The organism is Atopomonas hussainii (assembly GCF_900109735.1).
Taxonomy (GTDB): Bacteria; Pseudomonadota; Gammaproteobacteria; order Pseudomonadales; family Pseudomonadaceae; genus Atopomonas; species Atopomonas hussainii.
In genome coordinates, this window is the sequence record NZ_FOAS01000002.1 from 116,488 (window position 1) to 132,403 (window position 15,916).

The following is a 15,916-nucleotide window of genomic DNA, read 5'->3' on the forward strand; positions in this document are numbered from 1 at the left end:
TTTTAGCGGAGATAACGGCATGGCAGCCAGTCTGTTTTGGTATGACTTTGAATCCACCGGGATTAGCCCTAGCGGCGACCGCCCCCTGCAAGTGGCAGGTGTGCGTACCGATGAAGACCTCAACGAAATCGGCACGCCGCTGAATATCTACTGCCAGCTCAGTGACGATGTGTTGCCGCACGCCAAAGCCTGTTTAGTCACCGGCATTAGCCCGCAAACGGTACAAGAGCAGGGCTTAAGCGAAGCCGAGTTTATTAAGCGCCTGCACGCAGAAGTCAGCCTGCCGGAAACCTGCACGGTGGGTTTTAACAACCTGCGCTTCGACGATGAAATGCTGCGCTACACCTACTGGCGGAATTTCTACGACCCTTACGCCCGCGAGTGGCAAGGCAATAACAGCCGCTGGGATGTGCTGGACATGCTGCGCTGCGCCTATGCCTTGCGCCCCGAGGGCATTCAGTGGCCCGAGGTGGACGGCCAAGTCAGCCTGCGTTTGGAGTTACTCACTAAGGCCAATGGCATTGACCACGGCCATGCCCACGAAGCCTTGGCCGATGTGCGCGCCACCATTGCCATGGCGCGCTTGCTTAAACAGCAGCAACCTAAGTTGTATGACTATTTATTTAATTTGCGCCGCAAGCAGGCGGTAGAGGCGCAGATCACCTTAGGTAAGCCTTTGGTGCATATTTCCGGTCGCTTTTCGGCGCAGCGGCATTTTTTAAGTGTGGTGTTGCCGATTGCCAAACACCCGGTTAATCGCAACGCCTGGGTGGTGGTGGATTTACATCACGATATTTCGCCGCTGCTTAACTTATCGGCCGAGCAGATCAAACAGCGCCTCTACACCCGTCGTGATGAGCTGGCGGAAGGTGAGTTGCCGATCCCGCTAAAGCTTGTGCATATCAATCGCTGCCCTGTGGTTGCGCCGTTGTCTGTGTTGCGCGCGGAGGATCAGCAGCGGCTAGGGCTTAATCTCGCCGAACAATTAGCGCGTGGCGAGGCATTAATGGCGCAGCACCGTGTGGTGCATGAAAAACTGCAAGCGGTATATCGCGAGGGCAGCGACTTTGCTGATAGCGATGTTGATGCCAGCTTGTACCAAGGTTTTTTGGGTAACCGTGACCGTAACTTGGCGCAGCAAGTGCGTGATGCCGATGTGGATACCTTAATGCACGCCCACTGGCCGTTTGACGATGCGCGCCTAGCCGATTTATTGCTGCGCTATAAAGCACGTAATTTCCCCACCAGTTTAACCGCCGAAGAGCAAGCTTATTGGCGCGCTCATGTGGCGAAACGGCTATGGGGTGAGGATGATGTGCCGGGAGCATTAGCCGCATTTAAGCAACAGTGGCAAGAAGAACGTCTAACGGCCGAGCAGCAACACTTGCAGGCGGCGTGGTTGGCGTATGCGGAGCAGCGGGCTAATCAATACCGTTAAGGAAACGTTGATTTAATGCCTGCACGATCCAATCACTGCGTTGTGGGGTGCTCGCAAGCTCGCCTAGCAACTTGGTATGTCTCGCTTGCTGCGCGCCGTACGTCTTGCGCTTGAAGCGTTCGGCGATTAAATCAGCGTTCCCTTGAATAAGCGATTCTTTGGACAATAAAAAAGCCGGCAATGCCGGCTTTTTTGTTCGCTGCTGTTAGGGCTTAGCCCAGAACAGTGCTCCAGCCTTCAACCACGTCGTTGCCGTACTGGGCTTTCCACGCCTTCAGTACTTTGTGGTTGCCACCTTTGGTTTCGATGGTTTCGCCGGTGTTGGGGTTCTTGTACTGCTTGGCCTTACGGGTACGCTTGCCAGCGCCCGCTTTAGCGCCACGGCTGCTGGTGCCTTTCGGGTCCAGCAGGTCGGTGATATCACCCAGCGACTTGTTGTATTCAGCCATCAGGGCGCGCAGCTTGTTTTCGAATTCGATTTCTTTTTGCAGTTTGCCGTCGTTTTCCAGCGCTTGCAGTTCTTCTTGCAGCTTCTGGATGGCCAGCTTTTGTTCACGGTATTGCTTGAGCAGAGACATGGATAAACCTTTGTTGATCGGGAGACAGGTTTTGTGATTTTAGGCAGGCTTGCGCAAAAGTAAACACTGCGTACGCAATAAATGAATAAATAGCGGGTTAAATAAGCCTATTGGCAAGAATAACTAAGCGGCGGCTGAGCAAAATGCTGACGCGCGGCGTACTGAGCAAGAAGTTGCCGCGCGTAGCGGGTAGTTTTTATTGCACTTGGATGGTGCCGTCGGCGCTGACCGATACGGTTTGTTTGCCGGCTTCAATATCCGGGGCTACTTCGGCACTGTCCATGGCCATCATCGCCATTTTGCCGCGATGCATGGGCATCGGTGGTGGGTAGCCGGTGCCGCCTAAGTTAAGTTGCACCAGTTTGTAGTCACTACCGCCTAAGCTTTTTGTGACTTTACTGGCGCGCTGTTTAAACGCGGCGATGGCCTCGTCTAACAATTCTTCTTCATTTTTCTTACGGCTGGCTTCGCTAATCGCAAAGCTCATCGAACCCATTTGCAGGTCTTTAAGCAGTTTGCCGGTCAGTTCCGACAATGAAGCAAAGTCTTGGCTTTCTAGGCGGATTTCTGCACGTTCGCGCCACGCTTGAATGCTGCGCGTGTTGTTTTTGTGGTCATACACGGGGTAGCTGCTGCGGCTGCCTAGTGCGATCTCGACACCGTTAACGCTGCGCGCGATTTTAACCGCTTTATTCAGCGTTTCAGTAATGGTGGCGGCTAATTTGGCCGGGTCTTTATCTTGCTGCTCGCTAAACAGGGTGACTTGCATTAAGTCGGCGGGAATCTCGCGGCTGGCTTCGGCGCGTAAGTTCACTTGGTTGTAATGCAGGGTGTCGGCCAGCGCTGTGCCGGCGGCGAGGGTGAGTGCCAGTGCGCTGGCAAGCGGGGTGAGGTGACGCATGGTGAGTCCTTATCCACAGGTTAAGTGGCTTGGACTAGCGTGCGGGAGGAAAATTCCCGGCTTCAGGGTTGAAGCCGGGGCCAAGGTTTAAGCAATTGTTTCCGCGTGGTGGCAGGCCACCTGACGGTCGTCGAGGCTGCGCAGTGCCGGCTGCTCGCTGCGACAGCGCTCGCTGGCGTGTGGGCAGCGCAAATGAAAGGCGCAGCCTGAGGGCGGGCTCAGCGGGTTGGGTAGCTCGCCTTCAAGGCGAATCTTGACCCGTGTTGGGTCAGGATGAATGTGCGGCGTAGCCGAGAGCAGCGCACGGGTGTAGGGGTGCAGCGGGCGCTGGTAGAGGCTTTCGCTGGGGCCGACTTCGACGGCGCGGCCTAGGTACATGACCATCACCTGATTGGCCACATGACGCACCACCGAGAGGTTGTGCGAGATAAACACGTAGGCAGTGCCGAGCTGTTGTTGCAAATCCATAAACAGATTCAGCACTTGCGCCTGAATCGACACATCCAGCGCCGAGGTGGGCTCGTCGGCGATCAACACTTTGGGCTGTAGCATCATGGCGCGGGCAATGGCGATGCGCTGGCGTTGGCCGCCGGAAAACATGTGCGGATAGCGTTGGTCGTGCTCTTGGCGCAGGCCCACTTGCGCCATCATGGCGTGCACTTTGTCGCGCCGCTCGGCGGCATTCAGCGCGGTGTTAATCAGCAACGGCTCGGCCAGTTGGCTGGCGATTTTTTGCCGTGGGTTAAGCGAGGCGTAGGGGTTTTGGAAAACCATCTGCACCTGCTGGCGCAGCTGCTTTTGCTCGCGCTTGTTTGCCCGTGCGACGTCGATACCGTCGATCATTAAATCGCCGCTGCTGGGTGTTTCGATCAGCGTTAGGGCGCGGGCGAGGGTGGATTTGCCGCAGCCAGATTCACCCACCACGGCCAAGGTTTCGCCGGCATTCACGCTAAAGCTCACGCCATTGAGTGCGCGCACGCTGGCGGCGGGTTTGAATAAGCCTTGCGAAACGCTGTAGTGCTTGGTCAGTTCATCGGCGATCAGTACGGGCACACTCATGCGGGCGCCTCCGTTAACGGAAAGTGGCAGCGCACGGCGCCGGTGGTATGTGCTTGCAATAGCGGGCGGCTGTCTTGGCAGCGCTCTTGGCGATACGGGCAGCGCGGGGTGAGTAAGCAGCCGCGCGGGCGGTCGTAACGCCCCGGCACAATGCCGGGCAGGGTGCTTAAGCGCTCGGCGCCTAAGCTGTGCTCGGGAATCGCTTTGAGCAGCGCTTCGGTGTAGGGGTGCACAGGATGTTGAAAGATCTCCGGCACGCTGCCCACCTCGACCGCTTGGCCGGCATACATCACGCACACGCGCTGGGCCATTTCGGCCACCACGGCGAGGTCGTGGGTGATCATGATCAGCGCCATGTTGCGCTCTTGTTGCAGGCGCAACAGCAGCTGCATGATTTGCGCTTGGATGGTCACATCCAGCGCGGTGGTCGGCTCGTCGGCAATCAGCAGGCGCGGCTCGCAAGCAATCGCCATGGCAATCACCACGCGCTGACTCATGCCGCCGGATAGCTGATGTGGGTAGGCGTCTAAACGCTGCGCGGCACCGGGAATTTCGACCAGCTCCAGCAGCTCGATGGCGCGTTGCCGAGCAGCCGCGCCTTTTAAGCCTTGGTGCTGCTTGAGTACTTCGATCAGCTGATAACCCACGGTGTAGCTGGGGTTGAGGCTGGTCATCGGGTCTTGGAAGATCATCGCGATGTCTTTGCCGATGATCTGCCGCCGTGCGCGGGCCGGCAGGTTGAGCATGTCGTGCTCGGCAAATTGCATGGCATCGGCGGTGACAATGCCGGGGCTGTCGATCAGGCCCATCAGCGCCATCATAGTGACGGACTTGCCCGAGCCCGACTCGCCAACAATGCCGAGAATTTCCCCGGCATCGAGGGTTAAGTCCATGCCTTCCACCACAGGGGTGGCGCTAGGGCTGCCGAAACGCACGCTGAGATTACGCAGGGTAAGTAATGACATGGTGGGGCCCTCAGTCGGCGTTTTTCAGTTTTGGGTCGAGCGCATCACGCAGCCCGTCGCCGACTAAGTTAATCGCCAGCACGCTGAACAAAATGGTTAAGCCGGGCATAGTCACCACCCACCACGCGCGCTGAATATAGTCACGCGCCGAGGCCAGCATGGTGCCCCATTCCGGCGTGGGTGGTTGCACGCCGAGGCCTAAGAAGCCCAGCGCGGCGGCATCCAAGATGGCTGCGGAAAAACTCAGTGTGGCTTGCACAATCAGCGGTGCCATACAGTTGGGCAGCACGCAGATAAACATCAACCGCAGCAGACCCGCACCGGCCAGTTGGGAGGCGGTGACATAGTCTTTTTGCCGCTCGCCCATGGCGGCCGCGCGGGTTAAGCGCACGTAAGCCGGCAGGCTGACGATGGCAATTGCGATCACGGTGTTAAGCAAGCCGGGGCCGAGCACGGCAACAATCGCCACGGCCAGCAGCAGCGAGGGCAGGGCCATCATCACATCCATCATGCGCATGATCACTGGCCCCAAACGCTGGGGGAAAAACGCCGCCAACAAGCCGAGCAAGATGCCCGGCAGCAGCGAGCAGATCACCGAAGACAAGCCGATCAGCAGTGACAAGCGTGCACCGTGAATAAGCCGTGAGAGCAAATCGCGGCCCAGCTCGTCGGTACCGAGCAAGAAGCGCGCTTGGCCGCCGTCTTGCCACATAGGCGGGGTGAGGAGGAAGTCGCGGTACTGCTCAATCGGGCTGTGTGGTGCCAGCCACGGGGCAAACAGCGCACAGATCACCAACAGCGCCATAAACAGCAAACCGGCCACTGCGCCTTTGTTGTGCGCGAAGGCTTGCCAGAACTCGCGCAGGCGGCTGGGTGGCGCCTGCATCACATCATCAAATGTTTGAGTGCTCATGGGTTGTCCTTAACCGGCGTGGCGAATGCGCGGGTTGGCAATGCCGTAGAGCACGTCCACCACGAAGTTAACCAAAATCACTAAGGTAGCGATCAGCAGAATGCCGTTTTGCACCACGGGGTAATCGCGGCGGCTGATGGCGTCGATCAGCCATTTGCCAATGCCGGGCCAGGAGAAAATCGTCTCGGTGAGCACTGCGCCGGCCATCAGCGTGCCGACTTGCAGGCCGATCACCGTGAGCACTGGAATCAGCGCATTACGCAGCGCATGCACAAACACCACGCGTGCCGGCGATAAGCCTTTGGCGCGGGCGGTGCGTACGTAATCTTCGCGCAGCACTTCAAGCATGGATGAGCGGGTCATGCGTGCAATCACCGCCAGCGGAATGGTCGCCAGCACCACGGCGGGCAGAATCAGGTGGTGCAGGGCGTCGAGCCATACGCCTTCGTCATCCACATACAAGGTGTCGATGAGCATAAAGCCGGTCACCGGCGGCACATCGAAAAACAAATTGATGCGCCCGGATACCGGCGTCCAGCCCAGTTGCACGGAGAAAAACATGATGAGGATGAGCCCCCACCAGAAAATCGGCATGCTGTAGCCGGTGAGCGCCAAGCCCATGATGCCGTGATCGAGCACGCTGCCACGCTTAAGGGCGGCGATCACTCCGGCGATAAGGCCGAGCACGCTGGCAATCAGGATGGCGGCGATGGACAGCTCCAGCGTGGCGGGGAATAGCGCGGTGAACTCGCTCCACACGCTCTCGCGGCTGACCAGTGATTGGCCCAAGTCGCCTTGCAGCAACTGGCCGATGTAATCGAAATACTGCTTATACAGTGGCTGATCGAGCCCTAAGCGCTGCATGGCTTGCGCGTGCAGTTCGGGGTCGACTTTGCGCTCGCCCATCATGACTTCTACCGGGTCGCCGGGAATCATGCGGATCAGGCTAAAGGTCAGCAGGGTGACACCAAAAAACGTCGGGATCAGTAAGCCCAGGCGCTTAAGAATGAACGTCAGCACGGGGAATCCTTCTTCTTATTAGTAAAGCCCGCCATGGCGTGAACCATGGCGGGCTACAGGGCTTACTTATTGTCTACGCCGTAGAACGAGTTCAGGCCAAAGGGGCTGACCTTGAAGTCTTCAACGCTTAACCGTAGCGGCTGATTGACCGTGGAGTGGGCAATCGGGGTGATCGGTACATGGGCTTTGAGCACGTGCTGGGCCTTCATGTACAAGGCGGTGCGTTGCTCTTTGTCGGTGAGGCGTTTGCCGTCTTTGATCAGTTGGTCGAACTCGGCGTTACACCACTTAGAGAAGTTGTTGCCGTCCACTGCATCGCAGCCGTACAGCACACCCAGCCAGTTGTCTGGGTCGCCGTTGTCGCCCGTCCAGCCGATTAGCATGGCGTCGTGCTCGCCGGCTTTGGTGCGCTTGATGTACTCGCCCCACTCGTAGGTGACGATCTTGGCTTTAATGCCCACCTTGGCCCAGTCGGCCTGCAGCATCTCGGCCATCAGCTTGGCGTTGGGGTTATACGGGCGCTGCACGGGCATGGCCCACAGGGTGATCTCGGTGCCTTCGGCAATGCCGGCGGCTTTGAGCAGCTCTTTGGCTTTGCCGGGGTTGTAACCGGCGTCTTGCACAGACTCGTCATACGACCACTGCGTTGGCGGCAGGCTGTTCACCGCTTTTTGTCCGGCGCCTTGGTACACGGCTTCGATGATGGCGTTTTTATTCACCGCCATATCCAGCGCTTGGCGCACTTCCAGCTTATCCAGCGGCGCGTGGGTGACGTTGTAGGCGATGTAGCCCAAGTTAAAGCCCGCTTGTTCGATGACTTTTAAGTTCGGGTCGGCCTTCATCGCCGCCAAATCGGCTGGGCGCGGGTTAAGAGTGGCCTGACACTCGCCAGTCTTGAGCTTCTGATAGCGCACCGAGGCATCGGTGTTAATGGCGAAGATCAGGTTATCCAGCTTCACCTCACCGGCTTGCCAGTAATCTTGGTTGCCCTTAAAGCGGATCTGCGCATCTTTTTGATAGCGGCCAAACACAAACGGGCCGGTGCCGATCGGCTTGCTATTGATATCGCTGGCCTTACCGGCTTTGAGCAGCTGGTCTGCGTATTCGGCGCTGTGGATCGAGGCAAAGCTCATCGCGAGGTTTTGGATAAAGGCCGCATCGACGGTGTTGAGGGTAAAGCGCACGGTCATGTCGTCGAGCTTTTCCAGCTTGGCGATGTTGGCGTCCATACCCATGTCGGTGAAGTAGGGGAACTCGCTGGGATACGCCTTACGGAACGGATGCTCGGCGTTGAGCATGCGCTCGAAGGTGAACAACACGTCATCGGCATTAAAGGTGCGGCTGGGTTTGAAGTACTCGGTGCTATGAAACTTCACCCCGGGGCGCAGGTGGAAGGTGTACACCAAACCGTCGTCGCTGATCTCCCATTTTTCCGCCAAGCCCGGCTCTACGGCGGTGCCGCCACGCTCAAACTGGGTGAGGCGGTTAAACACGGTTTCCGCCGCGGCATCAAAGTCGGTGCCGGTGGTGTACTGGCCGGGGTCGAAACCGGCGGGGCTGCCTTCCGAGCAGAAAATCATGTTGCCGGCCGTAGCAGCGCTGCTGGCGCCGGCTAAAGCAACCGCAAGAACCAGCGGGGAAAGTGCATTCCTACGCATGGGTATTCCTCTTGTTTTATTGGTTTGGGAATGTCTGGCGCATCAAAACCCTGCGATGCGCGTGGGCATAACTCACAGCAATGCCCATACCGCTGGCAAGTGCTAAGCACAAAAACTAGCAGGGCTGTCGCATGTTGATTGGTGGATGTCGCATGGCGATAACGGCTAGCTAAAAAGCTGGCCAGTGGCTGCTATTGGCGCTGTGCCAAATGAGTGCGCAGTGTGCGACCGATTGTCGCGGCGCTGGCTTAGCGTGCGTGGTTATACTGCGCGCATGTCTAATGCAGCGTTTCGCCCACCCATTTTGTTGCTCTCGGCCAGCCGGCAGAATTTGCTGCGCTTGGTGTGGCTGCGCCTGTCGGTGTGGTTGGCGCAGGTGTGTTCGGTGGCGGTGATCTGGTGGCAGGGCGATTTCGTTTTGCCCTATGCCGGCATCGCCGTGTGTTTAAGTGCCGCTGGCGCTTTGATCATGTTTACCGTACTGCGTTTACGCGTGCGCTGGCCGGTGACTGATCTGGAATACGGCGTGCACCTCGCGCTGGATATTCTGCTGTTTACTGCGCTGCTGTATTTCTCCGGCGGCGCCACTAACCCGTTTGTGTCGTATTACCTGGTGCCGTTGGCCATTGCTGCCACCACAGTGCCGTGGCGGCAGAGCGTGATGCTCTCGGCGTTGGCGCTCAGCGGTTACTCGCTGCTGCTGCTGTTTTATCGGCCCATTCATGCGCAAACCATCGCCGCGCGCGAGCTGCTGGTGAGCACGCATTTATTCGGCATGTGGCTGAGCTTGGCGATGGCGGCCGGCTTGCTGACCTTATTCGTGGCGCCGATGGCCGCCTCTTTGCGCCGCCAGTTGCGCCAGCAGGCCGAGCGCCGCGAATTATCGCTGCGCGATGAACAGCTGCTGGCCGTGGCCACCCAAGCCGCCGGTGCGGCGCATGAGCTAGGCACGCCGCTGTCGACTATGAGCGTGCTGCTGAAAGAGTTGCGCCAAGACCACAAAGACAACCCCGCCCTGCAAGGCGACCTCGCCTTGCTGCAAGCGCAAGTGGCGCAGTGCAAGCACAGCCTACAAACCTTAGTGCGCAGTGCCGAGCGCGAGCGTCAGCACAGCGCGCCCAGCTTAGATGCCCACGCGTGGTTGGTGCAGGTGTTGGAGCGCTTTAGCTTGATGCGCCCGGAAGCCAGCTGGCGCTTGCAGGTGCAAGCCGGCGAGGTGCCGGTGCTTAGCGTGCCGGCGGATTTATCCCAAGCGCTGCTTAACCTGCTGAACAACGCCGCTGACGCCTGCGCTGACAACCTGCGCCTTGAGCTGAGCTGGGATAGCCGCGAAGTGTGCCTGCGCATTCGCGACCACGGCCCCGGCCTGCCGATGGGCATGGCCGAGCAACTCGGCACGCCGTTTTTAACCACCAAAGGAGGCGGCTTGGGCTTGGGCTTGTTCTTAAGCCAAGCCAGCGTCAACCGTGCCGGTGGGCGCGTGACTTTGTATAACCATGAAGAGGGCGGCACCGTCAGCGAGCTGGTGTTGCCGCGTAAAGGAATCTGACATGGCTGATTTAGACGAATTACTCGAAGGCAACGACAGCCCGCCGCACATCTTGCTGGTGGATGACGATGAGACTTTCTCCCATGTGCTGGGCCGCGCCCTAAGCCGTCGTGGTTTGCGCGTGACCACCGCCGCCGACGCCGAACAAGCCCTAGCCAAAGCCCGCGCCGATGCGCCGGATTTTGCCGTGCTGGATTTAAAAATGCCCGGTGACTCGGGGCTGGTCTTGCTGCCGCAATTGCTCGAGGTGGTGCCAGAGGTGCGCGTGGTGATTCTCACCGGCTATTCGAGCATCACCACCGCGGTAGAGGCGATTAAACGCGGCGCCTGCAACTATTTATGTAAGCCCGCCGATGCCGACGACGTGCTCACCGCCTTGCTCTGCGATGACGCCGACCCCGATGCCTTGGTGCCGGATAACCCCATCTCGGTCGATCGCCTGCAGTGGGAGCATATCCAGCGTGTGCTGGCCGAGCACGAGGGCAATATTTCTGCCACCGCCCGCGCCTTAGGCATGCACCGGCGTACCTTGCAGCGCAAATTGCAGAAGCGCCCAGTGCGCCGCTAAGGCATTGCTTGAAGGGCTGCATCGCGCCAATCCTTTTCTGTAAGGCATGGCGCGAAAACCGCGAACCCTCAATTTTTTCGCTAAGCTGCGGATATCCGTCTATTAAGCCAGTTGTCTGTAACGGGAATCCGCCATGCTTTATACCTCCTCCACGCAAGCACAGCGCCTTTGGGCTTTAGCACACGGCGTTGCCTTGGCCGTTGTGTTGGGTGTGCTGTATCAACAGCAGCTGCTGCAATCGGTGTGGAGTGTGCTGTCGCTGTGGGTACTGGCCTGGCTGCCGTGGTTGTGGAAGCTCTCGCCGGTGGAGATGCGCTTGCCGCCGCACCCGCTGGATGCACAGGTGATCGAAGAGCACGCCGCCCTGCGCGAGCAAGTCGAGCAGCAGCAAGCGCGCGAGGCCGCTGAGTTGCAGCGCGAAAGCCAAGAGCGCGAATTACTGCGCGGCACCCTGCATGCGCAAATCGAACAAGTCCAAGCCGCGCAAGATATTGGCGAGCAGCTGCGTGGCCTGTTGGCCGAGAGCCTGCCGCAAGCGCAAGCCTTAGTGGCTCAGTTAGAAAACTGGCAGCAAGCCAGCGAGCGTGCGCGAACCGCCTTGCAACAGGCCGACGAACAACTTGGCGGCATGACCGAGCAAAGCGAGCAAAGTCTTAAGTTAATCGCCCAGCTCAACCAAACCAGCGAGCAAATTCAGGGCGTGGCGCAAACCATCGACAGCATTGCCAACCAAACCAACCTGCTGGCGCTGAATGCTGCTATCGAAGCCGCCCGCGCTGGCGACACCGGGCGTGGCTTTGCCGTGGTGGCCGATGAAGTACGTAACTTGGCCGGGCGTACCTCTGCCGCCACCAACGAAGTGGGCGGCATGGTCGAAGCCATCCGCGAGCAAGCGCAAGGCGTATTGGCGCAAATCGAAACACAAAATGCCCGTGGCCAGCAGGGCATGCAGCATTTAGACGAATGCGGGGTAATGCTCAGCGCGCTCAATCAGCACAACCAAAGTCTTGGCGAAGGCCTAAGTCAGCTGCAACAACAGCTGGAGTGCTTAATTCCCGGTACAGAAAACTTAAGTGCCTGTTTGGCCAATGTGCCCGATGAGTTGCACAACGGCGTGGAACGCCTCTAGCGACGTCTACGACCAAGGTGCAATAGCCCACGTTGACGGGGCTGCGGCACACTGTACGCATCTTATGGCTTGGCCGTGAGATGCAAGCGTTTCTGTCCATTCCCTGGAATGACCTTTGAGGCAGGCGATACCCACGTGTCGCCTTTTTTTTTGTGTCGGTGATTCCCTGCTATACCCAATAATGCTGGGTGAGTGGCTGGAGAACCGCTATGCGCATGTCTTGGCTGGGTTGGGTCAGCTTTGTGCTGGTGATGCCGGGGTACGCCGAGCAGCAAACGGTGACCATCAGTACTGGGGAGTTTCCGCCGTTTACCTCGGCAGATCTGCCTCACGGCGGGGTGGTTAATCAACTGGTGCAAGAGGCCTTCGCGGCACAAGGCTATTGGGTCGCGTTCCATTACTTACCCTGGCAGCGCGCCAAGCGCGAGGCACGTGCCGGGCGTCTCCAGGCGTCATCGTATTGGCAATGCAATGCAGAGAATGAGAAAGACTTTCTCTGCAGCTCGGCGCTTAAGCATGAGCAGTACGTGTTCTTCTACCATAAGTCCAAGCCCTTGCCCGATTGGCAAAACTTCGCCGATTTGCGCCCCTATCGCTTAGGGGCCACGGCGGGTTACTCCTACTCGCACGAATTTTGGTTGGCCGCAGAAACCGGGTTGCTGCAAGTCGAGCTGGTGCAGGAGGATGAGCAGAACATCGCCAAGTTGTTGCGTGGGCGTATCGATGGCCTGTTGCTCGACCCTATGGTGGCCTACGACATCTTGGCGCGGCGCTTTGCCCCGGGCACCGCGCACCTGCTGGAGTATCACCCCAAGCCCGTGGTGGAGATGACCGGGCATCTGCTGATCTCGCGCAAAGTCCACAATGCACAAGAGTTGTTGGGCGCGTTTGAAGCGGGGCTGAGCACACTCAAGGCCAATGGCCGCTTCGAAGAGCTGTGGGACGCCATGCTGCAGCCGCAGGATGCTCCTGCCGGCAACGGCGCGCCGTAACCTGCGCACATTAAGCCCCCGCCAACGCTGCCCCTGTGCGACCAACGTCCAATGGTCGGCAGGGTGGTGGCGTATGACACTTTTTGCCATGCACAACAAGAACTCCCGACGAGGTGTGACATGAGCGTGGCCAATCTGTATCCCGTTACTGAGGCGTTCGCCGCCCAAGCGCTGATCAACCAGGATAAGTACAAGGAGATGTACCAGCAGTCGGTGATCAATCCCGAAGGCTTCTGGCGTGAGCAAGGCAAACGTATCGACTGGTTCAAGCCGTTCGAGCGCGTTAAGCAGACTTCTTTTGATGACCTGCATGTGGACATCAAGTGGTACTTAGGTGGCACCACCAACGTGTCGTACAACTGCCTCGACCGTCATCTGGAAGCCCGTGGCGATCAGGTGGCGATCATCTGGGAAGGTGACGAACCCGATCAGCACCGCCACATCACTTATCGCGAACTGCACGAAGAAGTGTGCAAGTTCTCTAACGCCTTGCGCGGGCAGGGGGTGAATCGCGGTGATGTGGTGACTATCTATATGCCGATGATTCCCGAAGCCGCAGTGGCCATGCTGGCCTGTACGCGCATCGGCGCCATTCATACCGTAGTGTTTGGCGGCTTCTCGCCCGAAGCGCTGGCCGGGCGGATTGCCGACAGCGAATCGAAGGTGGTGATCACCGCCGATGAAGGTGTGCGTGGTGGTAAGCGTGTGCCACTGAAAGCCAATGTGGATGAAGCGCTGACCAACCCCTCTACCCACTGCGTGAAGCAAGTATTGGTCGTGCAGCGCACCGGCGGCCAAGTGCCGTGGCATAACCACCGCGACGTTTGGTATCACGACGTGATGAAAGTCGCCTCCAGCCACTGTGCGCCGAAAGAGTTGGATGCCGAAGCGCCGCTGTTTATCTTGTACACCTCCGGCTCCACCGGTAAGCCCAAGGGTGTGCTGCACACCACGGGTGGTTACTTGGTGTACGCCTCGATGACCCACGAATACGTGTTCGACTACAAGCCCGGTGAGGTCTACTGGTGTACCGCCGATGTGGGCTGGATCACCGGCCACAGCTACATGATCTACGGCCCGCTGGCCAACGGCGCGACCACCTTGCTGTATGAAGGCATCCCCAATTACCCGGATGTCTCGCGCATTGGCCAGATCATCGACAAGCATCAGGTGAATATCCTTTACACCGCGCCCACCGCGATTCGCGCCATGATGGCCGAGGGCAAAAAAGCCGTAGAAGGCTCCAGCGGTAAGAGTCTGCGCCTGCTTGGCTCGGTGGGTGAGCCGATCAACCCAGAGGCCTGGCACTGGTATCACGAAACCGTGGGTCAGAGCCGCTGCCCGATTGTCGATACCTGGTGGCAAACCGAAACCGGCGGCATTCTGATCAGCCCGCTGCCGGGCGCCACGGCGCTCAAGCCGGGTTCAGCCACACGGCCCTTCTTCGGCGTACAGCCGGCGCTGGTGGATAACTTAGGCAACCTGATCGAAGGCCCGGCTGAAGGCAATCTGGTGATTCTCGACTCGTGGCCGGGGCAGATGCGCAGCGTGTACGGCGATCACGACCGCTTTGTGCAGACCTACTTCAAAACCTTTAAGGGCATGTACTTCACCGGCGACGGCGCGCGCCGCGACGAAGACGGCTACTACTGGATTACCGGGCGTGTGGATGACGTGCTGAACGTCTCCGGGCACCGCATGGGCACTGCGGAGATCGAAAGTGCCATGGTGGCGCATAAAGACGTTGCCGAGGCCGCCGTGGTGGGCTTCCCGCATGACATCAAAGGGCAGGGCATTTATGTCTACGTGACCTTAAATGCCGACGTCGAGGCTAGCGAAGCGCTGCGTCAAGAGCTGCGCCAGTGGGTGCGTAAAGAGATCGGCCCGATTGCCTCGCCGGATGTCATCCAGTGGGCGCCGGGGCTGCCCAAGACGCGCTCGGGCAAGATCATGCGGCGCATTCTGCGCAAGATTGCCGTGGGCGAATACAGCGCGTTGGGTGATATCTCCACACTGGCCGACCCAGCCGTGGTGCAGCAGTTGGTGGATACCCATCAGGGCATGCAAGCCGCTTAACGCGCTTGTTAGCCAAACAAAAGCCCCGCTGAGCCTGTGCTTGGCGGGGCTTGTGTGCTGTGTAACTTGGTAACAAATCGCTACGCATCTGCGTTAGGGGTGTCAACCGACAAAGTTGGCAATTTTGTTGCCAGTTATATACATGTCGCTTTGACGAAACTCGCTTTACTGGCGCATCGCTAAAATGCCTCGCAACGATCATCAGGTGCTAAGCCTGAGATTTCAGTCGCGGCCGTACGTGGACGGTCGATTGGCTCCTGATTGATAAAAAAACTCAAAGGAGAGTTGCGATGAAAAAGTTAATGCTGCTGGGTGCGATGGCCCTGTCTGCGGTTGTTGCTATGCCGGCCATGGCGGAAAAGCCGCTGCGCATCGGTATTGAAGCGGCGTACCCGCCCTTCGCCTTCAAAACCCCCGAAGGCACCATCAGCGGTTTTGACTACGACATCGGCAACGCTCTGTGCGCCGAGATGAAAGTTGAGTGTAAGTGGGTTGAGCAAGAGTTCGACGGCCTGATTCCTGCCCTTAAAGTGCGTAAGTTCGACGCTGTGCTGTCGTCGATGAGCATCACCCCGGAGCGTTTGAAGTCAGTGGACTTCACCAACAAGTACTACCACACCCCCGCTAAGCTGGCGATGGCTGAAGGCGCAGCGGTTAACGACCCGGCTGCCGACCTTAAAGGCAAGAAAATCGGCGTGCAGCGCGGCTCGATCTACGACCGTTACGCCACCGACAAATTCATCCCGGCCGGCGTTGAAGTGGTGCGCTACAGCACCCAGAACGAAATCTTCCTCGACATGACCGCCAAGCGTTTGGACGGCACCTTGGCTGACTCGGTGAACATCGACGACGGCTTCCTGAAGACCGACGCCGGTAAAGGTTTTGCCTTCGCCGGCCCGGACTTCACCGAAGTGGCGTACTTCGGCAACGGTGCTGGTATCGCCGTGCGTAAAGGCGATGCCGAGCTGGCTGGCAAGATCAACAAGGCCATCGCCGCTATCCGCGCCAACGGCAAGTACCAAGAAGTGCAAAACAAGTACTTCAACTTCAACGTCTACGGCGAATAAACC

The 15,916-nt window shown here is 58.6% G+C and carries 14 protein-coding genes; 7 read left to right on the plus strand and 7 right to left on the minus strand.

Translation table 11 applies throughout. The features are described 5' to 3' along the window. Positions 1 to 19: 19 nt before the first annotated feature. Entirely contained in the window at positions 20 to 1,438 is a 1,419-nt protein-coding gene (sbcB, locus tag BMX80_RS02230; protein WP_074864607.1) for an exodeoxyribonuclease I, read from the plus strand. A 212-nt stretch (positions 1,439 to 1,650) separates the two neighbouring features. On the opposite strand, the gene BMX80_RS02235 is transcribed toward sbcB, so the two are convergent. The 7 genes from BMX80_RS02235 to BMX80_RS02265 form a co-directional block, all read right to left on the minus strand. Further along, on the minus strand, positions 1,651 to 2,016 hold the full coding sequence (locus BMX80_RS02235; RefSeq protein WP_071872084.1) for a histone-like nucleoid-structuring protein, MvaT/MvaU family: 366 nt from the start codon (positions 2,014 to 2,016) through the stop codon (positions 1,651 to 1,653). Between the two features lie 196 nt (positions 2,017 to 2,212). After that, a complete protein-coding gene (locus tag BMX80_RS02240; protein WP_074864609.1) occupies positions 2,213 to 2,917 on the minus strand; it encodes an SIMPL domain-containing protein in 705 nt (234 codons plus the stop codon). Positions 2,918 to 3,004: 87 nt separating this feature from the next. Beyond that, a complete protein-coding gene (locus BMX80_RS02245) occupies positions 3,005 to 3,976 on the minus strand; it encodes a peptide ABC transporter ATP-binding protein (protein WP_074864611.1) in 972 nt (323 codons plus the stop codon). Further along, positions 3,973 to 4,941, minus strand: coding sequence for an ABC transporter ATP-binding protein (locus BMX80_RS02250; protein WP_074864613.1), 969 nt, complete (start codon positions 4,939 to 4,941; stop codon positions 3,973 to 3,975). Before BMX80_RS02250 ends, BMX80_RS02245 begins: the two co-directional genes overlap by 4 nt. Positions 4,942 to 4,951: 10 nt before the next feature. Then, complete coding sequence (locus tag BMX80_RS02255) at positions 4,952 to 5,854, minus strand: ABC transporter permease subunit (RefSeq protein WP_074864615.1); 903 nt, start codon at positions 5,852 to 5,854, stop codon at positions 4,952 to 4,954. Between the two features lie 9 nt (positions 5,855 to 5,863). Continuing rightward, complete coding sequence (locus BMX80_RS02260; RefSeq protein WP_074864617.1) at positions 5,864 to 6,874, minus strand: ABC transporter permease subunit; 1,011 nt, start codon at positions 6,872 to 6,874, stop codon at positions 5,864 to 5,866. 62 nt (positions 6,875 to 6,936) lie between these two features. Further along, positions 6,937 to 8,532: an ABC transporter substrate-binding protein gene (locus tag BMX80_RS02265; RefSeq protein ID WP_074864621.1), complete on the minus strand. Its 1,596-nt coding sequence runs from the start codon at positions 8,530 to 8,532 to the stop codon at positions 6,937 to 6,939. Between the two features lie 274 nt (positions 8,533 to 8,806). Between BMX80_RS02265 and BMX80_RS02270 the strand changes: the two genes are divergently transcribed. The 6 genes from BMX80_RS02270 (at position 8,807) to BMX80_RS02295 (ending at position 15,913) form a co-directional block, all read left to right on the plus strand. Further along, positions 8,807 to 10,081 (plus strand): ATP-binding protein, encoded by a 1,275-nt coding sequence (locus tag BMX80_RS02270; RefSeq protein WP_074864991.1) that lies wholly within the window; start codon positions 8,807 to 8,809, stop codon positions 10,079 to 10,081. 1 nt (position 10,082) lies between these two features. After that, positions 10,083 to 10,649, plus strand: coding sequence for a response regulator transcription factor (locus BMX80_RS02275; RefSeq protein ID WP_074864624.1), 567 nt, complete (start codon positions 10,083 to 10,085; stop codon positions 10,647 to 10,649). Positions 10,650 to 11,277: 628 nt separating this feature from the next. Beyond that, the gene (locus tag BMX80_RS18070) at positions 11,278 to 11,778 is read left to right on the plus strand and encodes a methyl-accepting chemotaxis protein (RefSeq protein WP_407922771.1); all 501 of its coding nucleotides are present in this window, start codon (positions 11,278 to 11,280) and stop codon (positions 11,776 to 11,778) included. A 209-nt stretch (positions 11,779 to 11,987) separates the two neighbouring features. Then, entirely contained in the window at positions 11,988 to 12,770 is a 783-nt protein-coding gene (locus tag BMX80_RS02285; RefSeq protein WP_083394213.1) for a substrate-binding periplasmic protein, read from the plus strand. A 120-nt stretch (positions 12,771 to 12,890) separates the two neighbouring features. Further along, entirely contained in the window at positions 12,891 to 14,846 is a 1,956-nt protein-coding gene (gene acs / locus BMX80_RS02290; protein ID WP_074864629.1) for an acetate--CoA ligase, read from the plus strand. A gap of 290 nt (positions 14,847 to 15,136) precedes the next feature. After that, complete coding sequence (locus tag BMX80_RS02295; protein WP_074864632.1) at positions 15,137 to 15,913, plus strand: ABC transporter substrate-binding protein; 777 nt, start codon at positions 15,137 to 15,139, stop codon at positions 15,911 to 15,913. The last annotated feature ends 3 nt before the right edge of the window (positions 15,914 to 15,916 follow it).